The following is a 19,557-nucleotide window of genomic DNA, read 5'->3' as shown; positions in this document are numbered from 1 at the left end:
TCTTCACCTCTGCTGCTGTTCTTGGCATGTTGTACAGATTCCGTAAATCCCTAAATAATGCGAGTTCACTTTAAAGTTCGTCAATTGTGCTGCTGCATGCTCAACCTCTTTGAGGTGAGGATAGTCCAGATCAGCGACTTTTCCGCATGATTTACAGACAACATGATAGTGCTCTGATGTAAATAATTCATATTTGCTTTTTGCGTCTCCGTGGGACAGCTCTTTTAAAATGCCGAGCTTCACAAATAATTTCAAGTTGCTGTAGATTGTCGGGAGACTCATGTACGGCAATTCCCGGTGAATGTCTTCCGCCGATGGGTGGCCGCCCAGAGAAGCGATCGTTTTTAAAATCAGGACGCGCTGAGCTGTTATTCGTAAACCCCGCTTCTTTAAGAAAGGGACGAGCTGTTCGTCTTCCACACGTAACATCCCCTGTCGTTCTTTGATTAAGGTCAGGCACCCGCATGCTTAAGAAGACGGGTGCCTGTACCTGAGAAAATGAGAATATTCATTGAGAATGATTGAAATGATTTAGCCTTAAACTTCCTGCGGAACGGACAAGCCCAATCCTTCGGCAACTCGTGTTCCGTACTCCGGATCTGCTTTATAGAAATGCTGAATTTGCCGAAGCTTGATTTCGTCTTTTGTCACCTGCTTCATCGAACCTACGATATTGCTGACAAGACGAGTCCGCTCTTCTTCGCTCAAGAGGCGGTAAAGATCGCCAGCCTGTGTGTAGTGGTCGTTATGGTCGTAAGAAGTGCTGTCCGCCGAACCTGACACCGGATAAGCCGTTGTTTTGTTTTCAGGAGATTCCTGAGGGCCTCCGAAGCTGTTTGGTTCATAGTAGACAGAGCCCCCGCCGTTTGAATCAAAGCGCATTTGTCCGTCTCTTTGATAATTATGGACGTCTGCTTTCGGACGGTTGATCGGCAGGCTGTTATGGTTTGCGCCGACGCGGTAGCGGTGCGCATCCGCATATGCGAACAGGCGTCCCTGGAGCATTTTGTCGGGAGACGGTTCAATGCCGGGCACCAATGTTCCAGGGGAGAATGTAGCTTGTTCAACCTCTGCGAAATAGTTTTCCGGATTGCGGTTTAGAACCATGCGGCCGACTTCAATCAGCGGATAATCTTTTTGCGACCATACTTTTGTAACATCGAACGGATCAAAACGGTACGTATCCGCATCCTCCAGGGGCATGATTTGAACGTACAGCTTCCATGCCGGGAAGTCTCCTTTTTCAATCGCCTCATACAAGTCCTGTGTATGATAATCGGGGTTTTCACCTGCAATCTTTGTCCCTACTTCTTCGGTCAGGTTTTTAATGCCTTGTTCTGTTTTGAAGTGGTATTTGATCCAGACGCCTTCTCCTTCGGCATTCACCCATTTGAATGTGTGGGAACCGAAACCGTGCATGTGCCGGTAAGTGGCGGGGATGCCTCTGTCAGACATCAGGATGGTCACCTGGTGAAGGGACTCTGGAGACAATGACCAAAAATCCCATACGGCATCCGGGTTTTTCAAATGTGTGACCGGATGGCGCTTTTGTGTATGAATGAAATCAGGGAATTTAATCGCATCGCGAATAAAGAAAACAGGTGTGTTGTTTCCGACGAGATCATAGTTCCCTTCCTCTGTATAAAATTTAACAGCAAATCCGCGCGGGTCGCGGACGGAATCGGCTGAACCGTTTTCGCCTGCAACAGTGGAAAAACGGACGAATAACGGTGTGCGTTTTCCGACTTCTGATAAAAATTTGGCTTTAGTATATTTGGAAACGTCATTTGTGACTTCAAAGTAACCGTGCGCACCGGCGCCTTTTGCATGCACAACTCGTTCAGGCACACGCTCTCTGTTGAAGTGGGCGAGCTTTTCGAGCAAGTGGACGTCCTGAATCAGCGTCGGTCCGCGTGAACCAGCTGTCATTGAGTTTTGGTTGTCTCCAACGGGAGCGCCCCAGCTGGTTGTTAGGTTGTTTTTATTTGTCGTCATCAAAGGATCACCTCGCGTAAATTTTAATTACAAAACAATGATAACATTTCTCAAGAAAAAAACAATATTTATTTATAATAATTATAAAGAAAAATTCATTATCGTTGATTAAATATATTAAAACTGAATAACTCCCTTCATTTGGGATAAGTTATTATTAATTCCAAATAAAGGAGGTACGGAGATGGATCAGCATTCAAACGAGCAGAAATCTGACATGGAGACGGATGAGACGTTAACGAACCGGCAGGGCCACCCGATCACAAACAATCAGCATATCAGGACCGTGGGCAACCGGGGGCCTTCCACATTGGAGAACTATGATTTCTTGGAGAAGATCAGCCACTTTGACAGGGAGAGGGTTCCCGAACGGGTCGTCCATGCCAGGGGGGCCGGAGCGCACGGCTATTTTGAAGCTTATGGAACAGCAGGCGATGAGCCGGTCTCAAAATATACGAGAGCAAAACTGTTTCAGGAAAAAGGGAAGAGAACCCCGGTGTTTGTCCGTTTTTCGACGGTGACCCACGGGATATCTTCACCGGAAACGCTTCGCGATCCCCGCGGATTTGCCGTTAAGTTTTACACGGAGGACGGGAACTGGGATCTAGTCGGAAACAACTTGAAGATCTTCTTTATCCGCGATGCGGTGAAGTTTCCTGATTTAATCCATGCATTTAAGCCGGACCCGGTTACGAATTTGCAGGATGGCGAAAGAATCTTTGACTTCATTTCCAACACGCCTGAAGCCATGCACATGATCACATTTTTGTTTTCTCCTTGGGGCATTCCGGCAAACTACCGGCAGATGCAGGGGTCCGGTGTCAACACGTACAAATGGGTAAACCAAGAAGGAGAAGCCGTCCTTGTGAAGTATCACTGGGAACCGAAGCAGGGCATAAAAAACTTGACGCAAAAAGAGGCGGAAGAAATTCAGGCGAAGAACTTCAATCACGCTACACAGGATTTATACGAAGCGATTGAGCGGGGAGACTATCCCGAGTGGGAGTTGTTCGTTCAAATCATGAGCGATGATGAGCATCCTGAACTCGATTTTGATCCGCTTGACGATACGAAGCTATGGCCTGAGGAGCAATTTCCTTGGCTTCCTGTCGGCAAAATGGTATTAAACAAAAATCCCGAAGACTACTTTACAGAAGTCGAGCAAGCGGCATTTGGAACAGGGGTTCTTGTCGACGGACTTGATTTTTCCGATGACAAAATGCTTCAGGGACGTACGTTTTCCTACTCTGATACACAGCGATACAGGGTAGGGGCCAACTATCTGCAGCTGCCGATCAATGCGCCGAAAAAAAGGGTGGCAACCAATCAGCGGGGCGGCCAGATGCAGTACAAGGTCGACTTAGGCAAAAATCAAAGCCCGCACATCAACTATGAACCTTCAACTATCAACGGGCTGAAAGAAGCGAAGCAGGACGGCAAAGAATATACCCCGCATGTCGAAGGAAATCTGGTGCGCGAAAGTATCGAAAGGCAGAATAATTTCAAGCAGGCCGGGGACACGTACAGGCATTTCGAAGACTGGGAAAAGGACGAGCTGATTACGAATCTGGTCAATACACTTGCCCCCTGCGATCAAAGAATTCAAACGAAAATGATCGAGATGCTCAAGCAATGCGACAAGGAATATGGCAGCAGGGTCGAAGAAGGATTAAAAAACGCTTCCAGCCAAAATACATCCAGCCGGGAGCCGATCGGGGCAGAAGGCGCCGAAGATGCGCCGAGACAGGCGGAAGAAAAAGGCCATAGTGAAGATCCTTATTAAAGGATCATCATTATCTATTCAAACTGATATTAAGATATGGATGCGCTTCAGCGTATCCTTTTTATTTTGGAATAATGGAGACAATCGGTTCAGCAGTGGAGGAAAAAGAAGAATACAGAAAGAGGTTTAGGGTGTTCGCTCCAATTTGTCGAGAAAATAACGAGCAAAAGAAGCTTATCCCCGCTTACTCCCTTTAACCAATATTTCCCTATATTCAACAAATGTACAAATCCACAACAAAGAAGCAAACGGAAAATATGGTAAAATCAAACATGTATAAAGAGTTGAAAAAAAGGAGGAGTTTTCATGTTGAAAAAGTTGGCAGCGGTCGTTTTCATGTTGGGAATCATGCTTTGCGGTGCTGGCGGAACGTCTGTTTTGGCATACGGAAAGTCAATTTCTCAGGAATCGATTCATCCCTACAGCACGGCATATACAGATGTCAAGGTGGTTGGCAAAACAGTCCGCTTTTATATTAAAGGATTGGAGAGTCCGTTTAATCAGACTTATTATGAAAGAGTCGCATGGACAAGCACTGATGAGGAGCCTGATACATTAAAGGACAACATTTTATCTGTGAAAATACCGGCAAAAACGGGAAGCAGGTATGAGGCAAACTCAAGCGAAAGGCTTGAGCTGATCAGAGAAAAGGTCAATTCAGGCGATATGGTTTACGGATGGGCAAAAGCGCAGAATGGCAATTGGTATCCTGCCGGCTCTGCTAAAATATCTTATTGAGCAAGGCAAAAAGCAGGCATCATCCTCGCCTGCTTTTTGTACGTATCGAAAACTGCTTTGAAACGAGCATCACTCCTGCCCCTGCTAATGACAAAGCCCCGGCAAACCAAAAAACCTCCCGCAGCCCGAACAGTTCAGCCGTTTTTCCCGCCACAACCGGTCCGAGAAAAAAACCGAGCGCATAAAAAGATTGATAGAAACCCATCACAGACATTTTGAGCTGAGGCGTACCAAGCTGGACGACTTTGCTGACCAAAAGCGGAAAAATAAACCCCAATGTCAGTCCTGTCACGGCGTGGATCACACACACTGCGAAAAGGTTCTCGGCGAACGGCAGCAAGGAAAAGAAAACAGCCGTTATCACATAAGATATCCATATCAGTGCATCGGCGGCCTTTACTTTGTAAAAGATACACCACACGGAAGCCAGCGTTTGCGGAACAAAAAAAGCGCACATAATCCAAATCAGCTGCTTCTCATCAATGCCGACCGATTCCGCGTAAATCGGCGTGAACCCGAACACGGTCATAAATAGCACGGCATGGGCTAAAAACGATAATGTTGTAATCGCTTTTAAATCAGGAAGACGCAACGTCTGTTTAACATAGTCTGACAAAGCCATCCCTTTGGCCGTATGGCGGGGGCCGTTATCTTTAATGTAAAATGACAGAATCAGCCCGATGCACGAAACGGCAACACCGATCCAAAACGGAAACATCCAGCCGAACAAATGGACGAGGTATCCGCTGACAGCCATGCTGACAAATTGGGGGAGAACCGTTAAAAACTGCAGGATGCCCATCGCTTTTGACGATTGATCTTTTGTGAAATACTGCGAGTATAAAACGGTTGCCATCACCCACATCGCCGCAGTCATACCGGCGAGCAGCCTGGCCGTGATCACCATGATGAACGAATCGGACAACAGAAATATGCAGCAGCTCAACAGAGACATTGCAAAGCCGCTGATCAACAGCTGTTTTCTAAGCGGCGAAAGAACATCTGACAGGATGCCGAACGGAAACCGCAGTAATATCTGGGTGACGCCGTAGCTTCCGAGTATTATTCCTATCGCTGAATATGAAAATCCGATGTTGTCTAAATATAATCCGAAAACAGGGACATAGATGTATGTAGCAAACCAGAAACAAAAGACGGCACCCCAAAAGATGATATGATCTTTCCTTAAAATTTGTTTTTCTTCATAGACGATTTGTTTTTGCAGTTCCATCCCTTTTTACTCACACCCCTTTAAATTCCAGTACATCATAAACCCCGCTCGGAAAACAAGATGATTTTTTATCTTATTGAAATACAATTGAACGGTTTGCTTGCAGCCGTCGTCCTAGATACAGAGACAAAAAGAAAGGGGGTAGGCGTTTTAGTGGATCAAGCAGATGAAAAAGAACTGATCATACGGGCAAAAGACGGGGAAGATGAGGCTTTTACGATACTGTTTCAGCTTCACTATCCTTTTGTATATCAATATGTTCTGAAATTAACGCTGAACCCAGATCTTACAGAGGACTTGGTCCAGGAAACGATGCTGAAAGCGTATGTCAGCCTTCATCAGTTTCAAGGCAACGCGAAATTTTCAACATGGCTGATTTCAATTGCTTCCCGGCTGTTTATCGACCATCAGCGCCGGAAAAAACGCGAAAACCGCAAAACGCAAGCAGCAGGAGAGGAAGCCTTGCGAAAAATGAAATGGAAGTCTGCCCTTCACGGCCACGAATGGAGCGAATACTTGGAGCTTTTTGCTGCTCTTGAGCCAGAGTTCAGAATGCCAATCTTGTTAAGGCACTATTACGGGTTTACTTATCCTGAAGTGGCAAACATGCTGAAAATAAAAGAAGGTACCGTCAAATCGCGCGTGCATCATGGATTAAAGAAGATTCGAAAGGAGTGGGGACAGTGAACGACCGAGACGAAAAAGAAACGATTACACAGTTGAAACGCGAACTCGAAAGAATGGATGATACTTTTGTGCCGCCGGTTCCTCAAGTATTTGAACTGAATCAGCGTTTAGCGCGGTTTAAGCAAGAACGCAAGCGGGCGCTCAAAAAGGAATTGCTTTGTTTTATCGTCATGGCGCTGGTGATTTTATCGGCTTACTTGACGATTTCCGTTCAAGTGCCGGCTGTTTTTATCATGGTGCAGGGTGCGGCGCTTATATTTCTGCCGGCGCTCGCCTTATTAGAAAAAAGGCGGCGTGCGGCTGACGGGGAGGCTGATTAAATGAATCTTGATATGACTCAGGAAAAATTGATGCTGCTGCTTTACATTTCACCGCTTTTATTTGCGCAGAGTATCTTTCTATTTCTTAATGCGAAGAAAAAAGGAGCCAATGCGTGGTTTTGGGGCATATGGGGCTTGATCCAAACACCGATGCCTTTATTATTCTATTATTTATTTGTTGTAAGGCCGTTTCATAAGAAAAGGAGGCCGTCATCATGACTGAAACAGATATACCTTGGGCGCTGCTCGCTCCTTTCATTGTGCTGTATTTCATTTTAGCAGTGTCCGCATTGGTCAATTGTATCAAACAGGAGAAAACGAATGGCCCAAAGTGGATGTGGATTTTGATCATTTTCGGGATCAGTTTTGTCGGTCCCGTCTCTTACTTTATCATCGGTAAAAAAACATATGAGAGGAGGCGGGTGTGATGCTGTCCGTCAATGGTTTAACAAAAATGTATCAGCAGCACCAAGCTGTCCGAAATGTCAGCTTCGACCTTGAATATCAGCAATGCGTTGCCCTTCTCGGGCCGAACGGAGCGGGAAAAACGACGACATTGCAAATGCTTTCCGGTTTATTGGCGCCTACATCAGGAGGCATCCGCTTTTTGGGGAGGGAATCGATAAACAGGCTGGAAATCGGATATTTGCCTCAGCATCCTGCGTTTTTTTCATGGATGACAGCTTTGGAATATATGGTGTTTGCTGCAAGACTTTCTAAAATGAAACGTCGTGAAGCCCTGGAAAAGAGTCGAACCGCTTTGCGCTATGTCGGTCTGGAAAAGGAAGAAGACCGGAAAATCAGCGGTTTTTCAGGAGGAATGAAGCAAAGGCTCGGGCTTGCGCAGGCTTTGGTTCATGAGCCGAGCCTGTTGATTTTGGATGAACCTGTTTCTGCGCTCGATCCGGCGGGGCGGCGCGAAGTCCTTGATATGATGAAAGAATTAAAAAAGAAGATGACAATTCTATTTTCGACTCATGTGCTGCATGATGCCGAAGAGGTGTGCGATCAAGTGATCATGCTGAAAGAAGGGGCTGTCAAATGGTCCGGTCCGCTTCACAGATTGAAGAACCGGCATTTAAAGCCATCTTATATCCTGACAGCTGAAGAGAGCCTTGAAGGATGGCTGGAACACCTGCCTTATGTCAGCAAAGTCGTGTATCATAAGCCTTCACAAGCTGAATTTTATTTAACAGATCGGTCTGACAGCCGCCGGCTGTTAGCTGAATGCTTGAGCAGGCAAGTATCGATTGTTCGTTTTGAACAAAAAACGATGTCCTTGGAAGATATGTATTTGAAGGTGATGGGGCTATGAATTCATTTTTTATGTTATTTCAAAAAGAATGGACGGAAAGCTGGAGGGACGGAAAGCTGCTTTGGCTGCCAGTCATTTTGATCCTTCTGGGCTTGATTCAGCCGCTCACCCTGTATTATATGCCTCAGATTATCGATATGGCCGGGAATTTGCCTGAGGGAGCTGTGATCGACATACCAAAGCCGGGAAGTGAAGAGGTGATGGCGAGCACCTTGTCCCAGTTCGGCACGATTGGTACTGCAATTTTCGTTTTCAGTGTGATGGGCAGCATTGTCCACGAACGAAACCAAGGATCCCTTTCATTGGTGATGGCGAGACCTGTCAGCCCGCTGCAGTATATCGGCAGCAAGTGGCTTCAGCAGGTGCTGCTCGTATTGGTTTCGTTTGCTGTGAGCTACGGGTTAGCTTTTTATTATACAAACCTTCTATTCGGAAAGGTTGAATTTGACCGGTTCTTATTTAGCTTATTCGTGTACAGTATATGGATTGTATTTGTCATGTCGGTCACGATGTTTTTCGGTGCCCTGTTTCGTCATATCGGGGGGATTGCCGGCATGAGCATCAGTTCCATCGCCTTCGTTTCACTGGCGGGTTCCTTATTTCCCCGTTTTACCGAATGGATGCCTGATAAGGCGAAAAGCCAGGCTGACTATTTTATCATGCATGGTTCATGGGATAATGCTTTCGGCTGGATGGTGTTTTCGTCTTTGGGAATTGTGCTTCTTTTGTTCATGTGCACCGTTTTTGTTTTTAAAAGATATGAATCTTACTAATCAGCCGGGCTTGCCCGGTTTTTCTAATTGTTATCTTCATAGCTTAAGGTGTACAATACATTGAAAGGTTTCGAGGGCGTATTTCAAAATATAAAAAAGGAGTGATCCAATGGGTACGCTTAACAGCCAGGCAGATCTTGCGGCTCAGTCAAAAGCTAAGTCGAACAGGGTATGGATCGCTGTCATATTGGGTATTTTATCGGGAATCGGTCCGGTTGTGATCGATTTATATTTGCCCGGCCTTCCACAGATGGCATCTGATTTACATACGAATGCTTCCGTCGTTCAGCTCAGTTTAACATCGTGTTTACTGGGGCTGGCAATCGGCCAAATTGTCATCGGTCCTTTCAGCGATGTCCTTGGAAGAAGGCTCCCGCTGATCGTTTCGCTGTCCGTTTTTGCCGCGGCCTCATTTTTATGTGCTATGACATCCTCTGTATGGGTCTTGATTGCGATGCGCTTTATTCAAGGTGCAGCGGGTGCAGGCGGCATTGTCATATCACGCGCGATTGCCCGTGATCTATATTCTGGTACAGAATTGACAAAGTTCTTTTCGCTCTTGATGCTGGTTAACGGGATTGCGCCTATCATATCCCCGGTAGTGGGCGGCCAGCTGATGAAATGGACGACTTGGAACGGCGTATTTTTCATTATCGGCCTTTTTGGCTTGCTGATGATTTTGTCCGTGATATTCGGGGTGAAAGAGTCGCTGTCTCCGGAAAACCGCACGGCAGGCGGGTTTAAAGAGACGTTTGTATCATTTGGAAGGCTCTTCGGCCAGCGCACTTTTATGGGATACGCTTTGGCGCAAGGGCTGATCGTAGCGGGGATGTTCGGCTATATATCGGCCTCTCCGTTTGTTTTGCAGGACATTTACAAATTGTCGGCGCAAGCCTTTAGTTTTTGTTTCGCATTAAACGGTTTGGGCATCATTATCGCAGCCCAGATTACGGGCAGGCTTGCCGGCCGGTTCGGCGAAGCTTCCCTTTTGCGGAGCGGTTTGCTGCTGTCTTTTACCGCAAGCGTTGTTTTATTTGTTTCTGTCTTTTTCAAAGCACCGCTGATTCTGATTTTAATTCCGCTGTTTGTCGTGGTTTCCTGCATCGGAATCGTGACGACGACCAGCGGATCCTTAGCGATGCAGAGCCAGGGTAAATCGGCCGGAAGCGCATCTGCGCTTTTAGGACTGCTTCCGTTTATTTTAGGAGCTGCCGCGGCGCCGCTCGTCGGTATTGGCGGAAGCCATACAGCTTTACCGATGGCAGTCGTCATTCTGTTTTGCAATATAAGCGCGCTCGCTTGTTTTAACATGCTGGTTCGGCGGGCAGCGCTTAAATGAAAAAAGCCTGCCGGTTCTTTTGCCGGCAGGCTGAAATGTTTTAGCGTGGCAGGATATCAACTGTAGCTTCAGCGTGGTTGTAGTTTCGTCCGAACTTTTGCAGCTCCGCAGTGACTCTGTGGGTTCCTGCGTTTGGAAGCGTTTTCCGAACCATGACCAGTTTGAACGCAGAAGAGCTGAAAGCATAAACCGGCACTCTGACGGTTTGCCCGTCATTTAAAATTTGTGTATAGTTCAGTGTTCTGCCGTTCAGCGAATCTCTTGTGTTCGCATGGAAGCGGTATGGAAAGTTAAATTCAACATAGCTTGCACCGACAAAAGAGTTCGGTTTGTAAGTGACTTCAATGTCTGAGGTTGTCCACTCTTTGTTGCTGTCAACCGTTTCGACATGAAGCGTCGGAGCGTTTCTGAAAAAAGTGGCGCTCGCTTCCTCCGTCGGAAGAATGAAAGAAAACAATGCTGCTGAAGTTAATAGCCCGACTCCCATTTTACCGATAAATTTACGTTTTAACATGTACTTCCCCCTTCTAATGAATGTTGTTAAAAAAGATGAAAAAGGAAAAAATAAGTTCATCATCTACTATATTCCTTTTCCTGCTCCATCAATCTATCACCGTTTACCATTCAAGTAAATATTTTTTGAGAAAAATTCTAAAAACTTTTAAAAAATGCATGATATGTAAAGGGAAATACAGCAGAACGGCTGCCGGCAAATTGATGCCGGCAGGCCGAACATTGATTTAACGAGGAACAATCTCCAAAGTTGTTTCAGCATGGTTGATGTTTTTTCCATTTTGTTGCAGTTCAGCAGTAATTCTGTGAGTCCCTGCATTTGGGAGCGTTTTCCGAACCATCACTAATTTGAACTCAGAAGAGCTTAAAGCATAGACGGGAACTCGGACCGTTTGTCCATCATTTAAAATTTGTGTATAGTCAAGTGTTTTTCCATTTAGTGTATCTCTTGTGCTTGCATGAAAACGGTATGGAAAATGAAATTCAACATAGCTTGAACCGACAAAAGTGTTTGGTTTATAAGTAATTTCGATGTCAGAAGTTGACCACTCTTTATTGCTGTTAATGGTTTTTGCCTCAAGCACAGGCTTCTGAGTCGGGTTATCCGGTTGCGGATAATCCGGCTGCGGTTTTTGAGGCGGCTGCGGCTTAGGCCACGGCTTGAATGGCGGCGGACAAAAGATCGGTCCTCTAAAATGATTTGTTTTCACCTCTTGGGCATTTGCCCCTTGGGTAGGAATGATAAATGAAAACAATGCTACAGAAGCTAATAGACCAACACTGATTTTGCGAATGAGTTTTCGTTTAAGCATCGATAAGTTCCTCCTAAATGCAATGTTAAAGTTAAAAAGTAGAGGACGTCCTATTATTTTCAAGAAAAGGTAGAAACGAGATCGCGATCAACTATATTCCTTTTCTTGTTTACTTAATCTATCACCATTTACCATCCAAGTAAATATTTTTAGATAAATTTCTAAAAAAAATTAGTATAAATTGATAGTTTTCTATCAATTTATAGCCTTTTTTATAAAAAGGAGTCGTATAAAGAACAAAATGGGCAAATATGTATGTTGGGTTGCGGTTCTTTGAGGGGCCTTTTAATATAAAACAAAAAGGAATGAGGGGGATGGATAATGAGAGACGTTCAGTTGTTTTTGGCCGGGGATTCAACGGTTTGCGATTATGATAGCGACAGGGCGCCGCGTGCAGGCTGGGGACAGAAAATTGGCGCGTTTTTAAGAGACGGTGTTTTGATCCGCAATGAAGCGGCATCAGGGAGAAGTTCAAAAAGCTTTATTGAAGAAGGCAGGCTGGAGCGAATCATGACACAGATCCGAAGCGGCGATTATTTGTTTGTCCAGTTTGGTCATAACGACCAAAAGCCGGATGATCGCTATACAGAGCCATTTACAACTTACAAGCAGCATTTGCGCCGGTATATAGATGACGCCCGGTTAAAAAAAGCCAATCCGGTCCTCATTACACCGGTCCAGAGAAGATCATTTGAAAGCGACGGCCGGTTCAAAAATACCCACGGCGACTATCCTGATGCGATGATACAGCTTGCTGAAGAGCTTCGGGTGCCGCTCATCGATCTCGCCTCCAAAAGCCGTCAATTGCTTGAATCGCTGGGCCCGGAAGCTTCCAAAAAGCTGTTTTTATGGCTTGAACCGGGGGAACACCCCAACTATCCGGACGGAGCCAGGGACGACACCCATTTTTGCGATTTCGGTGCAAATGAAATGGCTAAGCTTGTTGCACAGGGAGCAAAAAGAAACGGGAATTCCTTTATAAAACAGTCTACTTGAGAATAATTTTCAATTATTTTTCAAAATTTTTGCACTTCCGATGCCAAACTGTGATACGATCAATCTCGTAAAGATTCTCAAAAGGAGTGCACATCATCTTATGATACGCCGCTTTTTTTCATACTATAAACCTCATAAACGTCTGTTCTTCATCGATTTCAGCAGTGCGATCATCGTCGCAGTGCTTGAGCTGGCTTTTCCCCTAGTCGTTCAGTGGTTCATCGATACGCTGATTCCCGGGGGAGACTGGCTTGAAATTGTCTGGGTAAGCATCGGCCTCTTACTGATTTATTTGCTCAGCACGGGCCTGCAATACATTGTCAATTATCTCGGGCATAAGCTCGGCATCAATATTGAAACGGATATGCGCCAGGAGCTTTTCCAACATGTACAGCGCCAATCTTTCCGATACTTTGACAATACAAAAACTGGACATATCATCAGCCGCATCACAAATGATCTGTTTGATATCGGAGAGCTGGCCCATCACGGACCGGAGGATTTGTTCATCGCCGTGATGACCTTTTTCGGTGCATTTTGGATCATGCTGACGATTAATGTGAAGCTTGCCTTGGTTGCTGTTCTGTTTGTGCCGTTATTGATTATTTTAATCACTTATTCAAATATCAGGATGAACCGCGCTTGGCGCCAGATGTACAGCGAAATCGCCGATGTTAACGCCAGGGTTGAGGACAGCGTCTCAGGCGTTCGCGTCGTTCAATCTTTTACGAATGAACGCTTTGAGATTTCCCGGTTTTTAAAGAACAATCAAAAGTTCCGCAAGGCGAAGCTGAAAGGCTACAAAACGATGGCTCTCACGACTGCGGGGACCTTTTTGATGACGCGGCTGATGATTCTGGCAGTGCTTGTGTACGGAGCTTGGCTCAGTTTTTCCGGGAATATGTCCTACGGGGAATTCGTCGGGTTTGTTCTTTATGTCAACGTGTTGTTTAAGCCGATTGATAAAATCAGCGCCATTTTGGAGCTTTATCCGAAAGGAATGGCAGGATTTAAGCGGTTTACGGAGTTGATCGGTACAAAGCCGCAGATTGTCGACCGCAAAGATGCGATTGATGTTCAGCTGTTGGAAGGAAACATCGTCTTCAAGAATGTGACGTTCGGCTATGAAAAACATAAACCTGTCCTGCAAGGCGTCGATCTGTCAATTACAGCCGGAGAAACGGTCGCTTTTGTCGGTCCTTCGGGAGCGGGCAAAACGACGATCAGCTCGCTGATTCCGCGTTTTTACGATATAGACGGCGGAGCCATCACAATTGACGGCATCGATATTCGCGACATGACAAAACGTTCTCTCCGTTCGCAAATCGGCATCGTCCAGCAGGATGTGTTTCTTTTTACGGGGACGCTCCGCGAAAACATCGCCTACGGAAAACTGGATGCGACAGATGAAGAGATTCAGCGGGCCGCCAAAATGGCGCATTTAGAACAGCTGATCGAGTCGCTCCCGGACGGTTATGAGACCCAAGTCGGCGAAAGAGGGCTGAAGCTGTCAGGGGGCCAAAAGCAAAGGATCGCAATCGCCAGGATGTTTCTTAAAAATCCGCCGATTCTCATATTGGACGAAGCCACATCAGCACTTGACACAGAGACGGAGCAGGTGATTCAAAACGCTTTGACAGAGCTCGCAAAAGATAGGACGACGCTTGTCATTGCTCACAGACTTGCTACGATCCGCAATGCCGACCGGATTGTGGTCGTGACAGAAAACGGAATCGCAGAAGAAGGAACACATGATGAACTGGTTGAGCGCGGCGGTATTTTTGCGAATCTTCATCGTGTACAGTATCAGTCGTAAATGTTTGAAACAGGCAAGCCCATGTTTGGGCTTGTTTTTTTAAGGGCAAAAGACCTTGAAAAGAGAGAGAACCGATGCTACACTTTCGTTATAAACTGTCGATATCGGATTTCGATATTGAGTTTCGTTAAAGGGGGTGCGGTATTGGAAGATAAAGTATTGCGAAAGCTATTTCTGGGATTTATTCAAATTCATATTTTGCACCACGCCAGCGAACATCCGATTTTCGGCTTGTGGATGCTTGAGGAATTGAAAGAGCACGGATATAACATCAGTGCGGGAACGCTGTATCCGATCCTTCATTCAATGGAATCTGACGGACTTCTTCGAAAAGAAGAACAGAATGTGGACGGGAAAATCAGAAAATACTACTCAACTACGGAAAAAGGAGCAAGCGTACTGAAGGAAGCAAGGTTGAAAGCATATGAACTGTTTAAAGAAATTAAAGAATAGAGGAGTGAAATCATGACAAAGCATAAAGCGGACCGAAGCTTGAGGTCGCTGCTTGAAATTCTATTCGTTTCAACCAGGCTTGGATTGACATCGTTCGGAGGGCCGATCGCCCATTTGGGATATTTTCATGCTGAATATGTCCGCAAAAGAAAATGGATGGACGAAAAAAACTATGCCGATCTGGTCGCTTTATGCCAGTTCCTGCCCGGCCCTGCCAGCAGCCAGGTGGGGATCGGAATCGGCGTCATGCGAGCCGGCATCATTGGAGGCATCTTAGCGTTCATCGGGTTTACTCTCCCATCTGTCATAGCACTCGTATTATTTGCTATGATTCTGCAAGGCTTCGATATCGGGACAGCCGGCTGGATTCATGGGTTGAAAATCGTAGCCGTAGCCGTAGTCGCCCATGCTGTTTTGGGGATGGCGCAAAAGCTGACACCTGATAAAAGGCGCAAGGCGATCGCGCTGTTTGCTCTAGTCGCCACCCTTCTCTGGCAGACGGCTTTTACACAGGTCGGAGTCATCCTGCTCGCCGCTTTCGCCGGTTATCTCATCTATAAAGAGCAAGTTGAGACAGATGATTCTGTCATGCGATTTCCAGTGTCGCGCCGTTTTGCGGCGGTTTGTCTCAGCTTGTTTTTCGGGCTTCTCATACTGCTGCCGATGCTCAGAGAACTGACATCTTCCAGCTGGATTGCCATGTTTGACAGTTTTTACAGGTCGGGTTCTTTAGTCTTCGGCGGAGGGCATGTGGTCCTGCCGTTATTAGAACGGGAATTTGTACCGACGGGCTGGTTAAGCGAAGAGGCTTTTCTAGCCGGGTATGGAGCCGCTCAAGCTGTCCCGGGGCCTTTGTTCACATTCGCTGCATATCTTGGTGCGGTGATCAGCGGCTGGCAAGGCGGAATGCTCGCCACAGCGGCGATTTTTCTGCCGGCGTTCCTGCTGATTTTGGGGACGCTGCCCTTCTGGGATACGCTGCGCCGCAATCCTAAAGTGAAAGGCGCTTTAATGGGAGTGAATGCAGCCGTTGTGGGAATATTGATTTCCGCATTTTATCATCCGATCTGGACCAGCTCGATATTGGCGCCGGTTGATTTTGCATTCGCCGCGGTTTTATTCAGCCTGCTTGTCTACTGGAAGCTTCCGCCATGGATCATCGTTGCAGCCGGTGCTGCCGGCGGTGCATTGATGCAACTGCTGTAAATGGAGAAGGCTGCCGACAATTCGGCAGCCTTTTTTCTCGTATTAACGATGTTCTTTTCCGATTTCGGGAAGCACCGTTTTGGCGATATTTTCGTCCAATTTTTCATAGTCGTAGTATTGAATCGCATCATATAATTCTTCGCGCGTCTGCATGTCATCGAGCACACCCTTTTGCGTGCCTTTTTCGAAAATTTCTGCGAAGACCCGTTCATAAGCTTTTGCGGCAGCGCGCAGGGAGGTTACCGGGTAAATAACCATGCTGCAGCCGAGCATTTGGAATTCGTCAGCCGTGTAATAAGGCGTTTTTCCGAATTCGGTCATATTGGCGAGGAGCGGCGCTTTAATGGATGAGGCCATTTCCTTGAACTCAGCTGCGCTCGTTAATGCTTCCGGAAAGATGGCATCGGCTCCCGCGTCGGCATATAAATTGGCGCGTCTGACGGCGGCCTCCATTCCTTCCGCTGCTTTTGCATCCGTGCGTGCCACAATGACGAGTGAAGGGGCGGTTTCTTTTATCGCTCTAATTTTTGCGATCATGTCTTCTGCCGGGACAAGCGTCTTTCCATTTAAATGTCCGCATTTTTTAGGCAGCTGCTGATCTTCGATTTGAACGGCTGCGACCCGGCTTTCAGCCATTTCGGCCGCCGTGCGCGCCGCATTTAGGACACCGCCGTAGCCGGTGTCGATATCGACCAAAAGCGGAAGATTTGCGGCTCTCACAAGTTCGCTGGCTTTTTCAGCGATTTCCTGGGAATGAATCATTCCGAGGTCAGGGAGTCCGCGGCTTGCCGTGTAGGCTGCCCCGGAGAGGTAGAGCGCTTTGAAGCCGATGTTTTTTGCGGTAATGGCTGCCATCCCGTCATGAACGCCTGGTATTTTCAAAATATCAGGCGCTTTCATCAGCTTTCTGAATGTATTGGCCAGTTCTTCCTGAGTTGATTGTTTCGAGACAATCCACATATTCAAAACCTCCTAAATCACAAACAATTCCATAAAGTCCGGCACAGGTGTACCGCTTAATTGGCGAGGGTCATTCAGCAGGGCGTTGATTCGCTCCGCTTGCCCCGCCGGAAAGCGCGTTTTTAAGTTATTGGTGAACTTTTCTTTTAACAGCGGGATGCCTTCGTTGCGGCGGCGCCGATGACCAATCGGGTATTCGACCGCAATTTTTTCCGATTGTGTGCCGTCTTTGTAAAACACTTGAACAGCGTTGGCGATCGAGCGTTTTTCCGGGTCGAGATAATCGGTAGAATACTGTTTGTTTTCGACTGTGGTCATTTTTTCGCGCAGTCTGTCGATTTCCGGATTTTGCGCGGTTTCGTCTTCGTAATGGTCAGCGGTAATATCGCCGTAGATCAGCCCGATCGCTGTTATATACTGAAGGCAGTGATCACGGTCAGCCGGATTGTGTAATTCTCCCGTTTTGTCGATAATCCGGATGGCCGATTCGTGCGTCGTGATCACGATTTGATCGATGTTATCAAGTCTGTTCTTCACTTCAGGGTGAAGCTTGATCGCGGCTTCAGCAGCCGTTTGTGCGTGGAATTCCGCCGGATACGAAATTTTAAAAAGGACATTTTCGATGACATAAGAGTCGAGCGGTCTGGCGAGCGTCAATTCTTTTCCGCCGAATAAGACATCCTGAAAACCCCACATTGGAGCGGACAAAGCGGTTTTATATCCCATTTCGCCCTTCAAGGTCATCATTGCGAGCCTCACGCCGCGGCTTGTCGCATCACCGGCTGCCCAGGACTTTCGCGAACCGGTATTCGGAGCGTGACGGTACGTCCGCAGGCTTGAATTATCGACCCAGGCTTGGGAGACGGCATTGACAACATCCTGTTTTGTCCCCCCCAATAGTGAGCATGCCACAGCAGTGGAGGCGACTTTTACAAACAGCACATGGTCAAGCCCGTTTCTGTTTAAGCTGTTCTCGAGAGCAAGGACGCCTTGGATTTCATGAGCCTTCACAATTGCCGTTAATACATCGTGAATGGTGAGCGGTTCCTTGCCCGCCGCGAGCCGCTGCCTGCTGACATAGTCAGCGCAGGCTAAAATCGCTCCAAGGTTATCTGACGGGTGGCCCCATTCGGCTGCCAGCCATGTGTCATTATAATCGAGCCAGCGAATCATGCAGCCGATATTGAAGGCTCCGTGAACAGGATCGAGCTCAAATTGCGTTCCCGGGACGCGGGTGCCGTTCGGGACGACGGTACCCGGGGCAATCGGGCCGAGATGTTTGGCGCATTCCGGGTATTTGAGCGCCAAAATGCCGCAGCCCAGTGTATCCATTAAGACGTAACGGGCGGTTTCAATCGCTTCTTCGCTTGAAATCTTGGCATTTACCGTATAGTCTGCGATCTCTTCCAGCAATTGATCGCAATTTTGGAGCGTTTGACTTTCTGTTTTCATAACATTTATCTCCCTTCTTTCTGAATCAAAGGCGAACTATGGATGAAGATGACGCGGTCCGGTATAGTGAACTCTCGGGCGGAACAGCCTGTTGTCTTCGTGCTGTTCAATGACATGCGCGCTTAGACCGACCGAACGTGCCGCGAAAAATATCGGAGTATAGAGATCGATCGGTATGCCGAGCAGGTAATAGACCGGAGCCGCATAGTAGTCGAGGTTCGGATACAGGCCTTTTTCTTCGCGCATCAGCTTTTCACCGGCATCACACATCTCATATAAATCCTGTCGGCCGGTTTTATGAGATAGCGAATAGAGCGCCTTTTTCAGCAGGGCTGCGCGCGGGTCCATTTTTTTCATATAGACGCGGTGGCCGAAGCCCATGATTTTTTCTTTTCTGCTTAACTTATGCTCAATCAGCTTGCAGAAGCCCGATTTTGTTTCTCCTTCGAGCAGCATGTACATCACTGCTTCATTCGCGCCGCCGTGCAAATGTCCTTTAAGCGATGCAGCGGCGCCTGTGAAAGCACCGTATATGTCTGTGTTTGTCGATGCGATGACTCTTGCGGCAAATGTGGAGTTCGGCATTTCGTGCTCGCTGTACAGCATTAATGTCTGATCAAAGACGGCTGTTTCTTCCGGAGTCGGTTCTTTTTCCGTCAGCATGTATAAAAAGTTCTGGCTGAATGAAAGCTGTTTATCAGGCGTGATGACATTTTTCTGGTGAAGGATGCGGTAGCTGTTGGCGGTAATATTCGGAACCTGTGCGATCAAGCGCAGCGCTTTGCTTCTGTTTGCTGATGGAGACCTGTCATTCAATACAGGATCATATCCAGCCAAAGCGGAAATCCCGGTTCGGAGCGCATCCATCGGATGGGTGTTATTCGGAAGCGCCTTCAGAATGGTATAGATTCCGCCGGGCAGTTCATACGAATTTTTTATAGCGCTTTCAATTCCTTGCAATTCCATTGGATCAGGCAGTTTATTTTGAAGGAGGAGATAGACGAGGTCCAGATATGTTTTTTGTTCTGCAAGTTCGATTAAATCATAGCCTTTAATGACGATTTGTTCCGCTTCCGTATCTAAGAAGGAAATGTTCGTTTCCCCAGCAATAACGCCTTCTAATCCCGGTTTAAATACACCTTGTTTGCCCATTTTTCCACCTCTTATT

Annotated in this window: 21 protein-coding genes; 13 read left to right on the top strand and 8 right to left on the bottom strand. The window is 46.9% G+C overall.

The window, feature by feature from the left end; translation table 11 throughout:
- Window positions 1–3 precede the first annotated feature (3 nt).
- Together CP943_RS21170 and katA are read right to left on the bottom strand one after the other, a co-directional pair.
- Window positions 4–420 carry a Fur family transcriptional regulator gene (locus CP943_RS21170; RefSeq protein WP_105981302.1) on the bottom strand — a complete coding sequence of 139 codons (417 nt, stop codon included), beginning with the start codon at window positions 418–420 and terminating at the stop codon, window positions 4–6.
- A gap of 117 nt (window positions 421–537) precedes the next feature.
- Window positions 538–1,995: a catalase KatA gene (katA, locus tag CP943_RS21165; protein WP_023856947.1), complete on the bottom strand. Its 1,458-nt coding sequence runs from the start codon at window positions 1,993–1,995 to the stop codon at window positions 538–540.
- Between the two features lie 184 nt (window positions 1,996–2,179).
- Between katA and CP943_RS21160 the strand changes: the two genes are divergently transcribed.
- Entirely contained in the window at window positions 2,180–3,778 is a 1,599-nt protein-coding gene (locus tag CP943_RS21160) for a catalase (protein WP_020453426.1), read from the top strand.
- Window positions 3,779–4,084: 306 nt separating this feature from the next.
- On the top strand, window positions 4,085–4,516 hold the full coding sequence (locus tag CP943_RS21155; protein ID WP_026580310.1) for a hypothetical protein: 432 nt from the start codon (window positions 4,085–4,087) through the stop codon (window positions 4,514–4,516).
- Window positions 4,517–4,535: 19 nt separating this feature from the next.
- Here the strand turns inward: CP943_RS21155 and CP943_RS21150 are convergent, their stop codons facing one another.
- Window positions 4,536–5,747: an MFS transporter gene (locus CP943_RS21150; RefSeq protein WP_105981301.1), complete on the bottom strand. Its 1,212-nt coding sequence runs from the start codon at window positions 5,745–5,747 to the stop codon at window positions 4,536–4,538.
- A 153-nt stretch (window positions 5,748–5,900) separates the two neighbouring features.
- On the opposite strand from CP943_RS21150, the gene sigY reads away from it, so the two are divergent.
- The 7 genes from sigY (at window position 5,901) to CP943_RS21115 (ending at window position 10,181) form a co-directional block, all read left to right on the top strand.
- On the top strand, window positions 5,901–6,434 hold the full coding sequence (gene sigY, locus CP943_RS21145; RefSeq protein ID WP_023856948.1) for an RNA polymerase sigma factor SigY: 534 nt from the start codon (window positions 5,901–5,903) through the stop codon (window positions 6,432–6,434).
- On the top strand, window positions 6,431–6,754 hold the full coding sequence (locus CP943_RS21140; protein WP_020453422.1) for a YxlC family protein: 324 nt from the start codon (window positions 6,431–6,433) through the stop codon (window positions 6,752–6,754). The genes sigY and CP943_RS21140 overlap by 4 nt, the downstream gene beginning before the upstream one ends.
- The gene (locus CP943_RS21135; protein WP_020453421.1) at window positions 6,755–6,973 is read left to right on the top strand and encodes a hypothetical protein; all 219 of its coding nucleotides are present in this window, start codon (window positions 6,755–6,757) and stop codon (window positions 6,971–6,973) included.
- Window positions 6,970–7,182: a PLD nuclease N-terminal domain-containing protein gene (locus CP943_RS21130; RefSeq protein ID WP_020453420.1), complete on the top strand. Its 213-nt coding sequence runs from the start codon at window positions 6,970–6,972 to the stop codon at window positions 7,180–7,182. Before CP943_RS21135 ends, CP943_RS21130 begins: the two co-directional genes overlap by 4 nt.
- Window positions 7,182–8,069: an ABC transporter ATP-binding protein gene (locus CP943_RS21125; RefSeq protein ID WP_020453419.1), complete on the top strand. Its 888-nt coding sequence runs from the start codon at window positions 7,182–7,184 to the stop codon at window positions 8,067–8,069. Before CP943_RS21130 ends, CP943_RS21125 begins: the two co-directional genes overlap by 1 nt.
- Window positions 8,066–8,842, top strand: coding sequence for an ABC transporter permease (locus tag CP943_RS21120; RefSeq protein WP_020453418.1), 777 nt, complete (start codon window positions 8,066–8,068; stop codon window positions 8,840–8,842). Before CP943_RS21125 ends, CP943_RS21120 begins: the two co-directional genes overlap by 4 nt.
- A gap of 109 nt (window positions 8,843–8,951) precedes the next feature.
- Entirely contained in the window at window positions 8,952–10,181 is a 1,230-nt protein-coding gene (locus CP943_RS21115) for a multidrug effflux MFS transporter (protein WP_105981300.1), read from the top strand.
- A gap of 40 nt (window positions 10,182–10,221) precedes the next feature.
- Here CP943_RS21115 and bslB (CP943_RS21110) read toward each other — a convergent pair whose 3' ends face one another.
- Together bslB (CP943_RS21110) and bslB (CP943_RS21105) are read right to left on the bottom strand one after the other, a co-directional pair.
- On the bottom strand, window positions 10,222–10,695 hold the full coding sequence (gene bslB, locus CP943_RS21110; RefSeq protein ID WP_023856950.1) for a biofilm surface layer hydrophobin BslB: 474 nt from the start codon (window positions 10,693–10,695) through the stop codon (window positions 10,222–10,224).
- A gap of 226 nt (window positions 10,696–10,921) precedes the next feature.
- The gene (gene bslB, locus CP943_RS21105) at window positions 10,922–11,506 is read right to left on the bottom strand and encodes a biofilm surface layer hydrophobin BslB (RefSeq protein ID WP_105981299.1); all 585 of its coding nucleotides are present in this window, start codon (window positions 11,504–11,506) and stop codon (window positions 10,922–10,924) included.
- A 321-nt stretch (window positions 11,507–11,827) separates the two neighbouring features.
- Here bslB (CP943_RS21105) and CP943_RS21100 point away from each other — a divergent pair, with 321 nt between their 5' ends.
- From CP943_RS21100 to CP943_RS21085, 4 genes are all read left to right on the top strand, one after another.
- On the top strand, window positions 11,828–12,502 hold the full coding sequence (locus tag CP943_RS21100; protein ID WP_407640587.1) for a rhamnogalacturonan acetylesterase: 675 nt from the start codon (window positions 11,828–11,830) through the stop codon (window positions 12,500–12,502).
- 100 nt (window positions 12,503–12,602) lie between these two features.
- The gene (locus CP943_RS21095; protein WP_020453413.1) at window positions 12,603–14,318 is read left to right on the top strand and encodes an ABC transporter ATP-binding protein; all 1,716 of its coding nucleotides are present in this window, start codon (window positions 12,603–12,605) and stop codon (window positions 14,316–14,318) included.
- A gap of 144 nt (window positions 14,319–14,462) precedes the next feature.
- Window positions 14,463–14,771 carry a PadR family transcriptional regulator gene (locus tag CP943_RS21090; RefSeq protein WP_020453412.1) on the top strand — a complete coding sequence of 103 codons (309 nt, stop codon included), beginning with the start codon at window positions 14,463–14,465 and terminating at the stop codon, window positions 14,769–14,771.
- Between the two features lie 12 nt (window positions 14,772–14,783).
- Window positions 14,784–15,977, top strand: a complete 1,194-nt coding sequence (locus tag CP943_RS21085) for a chromate transporter (RefSeq protein WP_020453411.1) — start codon at window positions 14,784–14,786, stop codon at window positions 15,975–15,977.
- 42 nt (window positions 15,978–16,019) lie between these two features.
- Here the strand turns inward: CP943_RS21085 and prpB are convergent, their stop codons facing one another.
- Genes prpB through mmgD form a run of 3 tightly spaced genes read right to left on the bottom strand, consistent with a single transcriptional unit; the run spans window position 16,020 to window position 19,541 of the window.
- Entirely contained in the window at window positions 16,020–16,937 is a 918-nt protein-coding gene (gene prpB, locus CP943_RS21080) for a methylisocitrate lyase (RefSeq protein WP_026580301.1), read from the bottom strand.
- A 12-nt stretch (window positions 16,938–16,949) separates the two neighbouring features.
- On the bottom strand, window positions 16,950–18,389 hold the full coding sequence (locus CP943_RS21075) for a bifunctional 2-methylcitrate dehydratase/aconitate hydratase (protein ID WP_105981297.1): 1,440 nt from the start codon (window positions 18,387–18,389) through the stop codon (window positions 16,950–16,952).
- Window positions 18,390–18,425: 36 nt separating this feature from the next.
- Window positions 18,426–19,541: a citrate synthase gene (mmgD, locus tag CP943_RS21070; protein WP_105981296.1), complete on the bottom strand. Its 1,116-nt coding sequence runs from the start codon at window positions 19,539–19,541 to the stop codon at window positions 18,426–18,428.
- Window positions 19,542–19,557 lie beyond the last annotated feature (16 nt).

Origin of the sequence: Bacillus paralicheniformis (assembly GCF_002993925.1) — a bacterium.
In the GTDB taxonomy this organism is placed as follows: Bacteria; Bacillota; Bacilli; order Bacillales; family Bacillaceae; genus Bacillus; species Bacillus paralicheniformis.
Note: the sequence above shows the minus strand (reverse complement) of the source record. Positions and strands in the feature narration are given on the sequence as shown.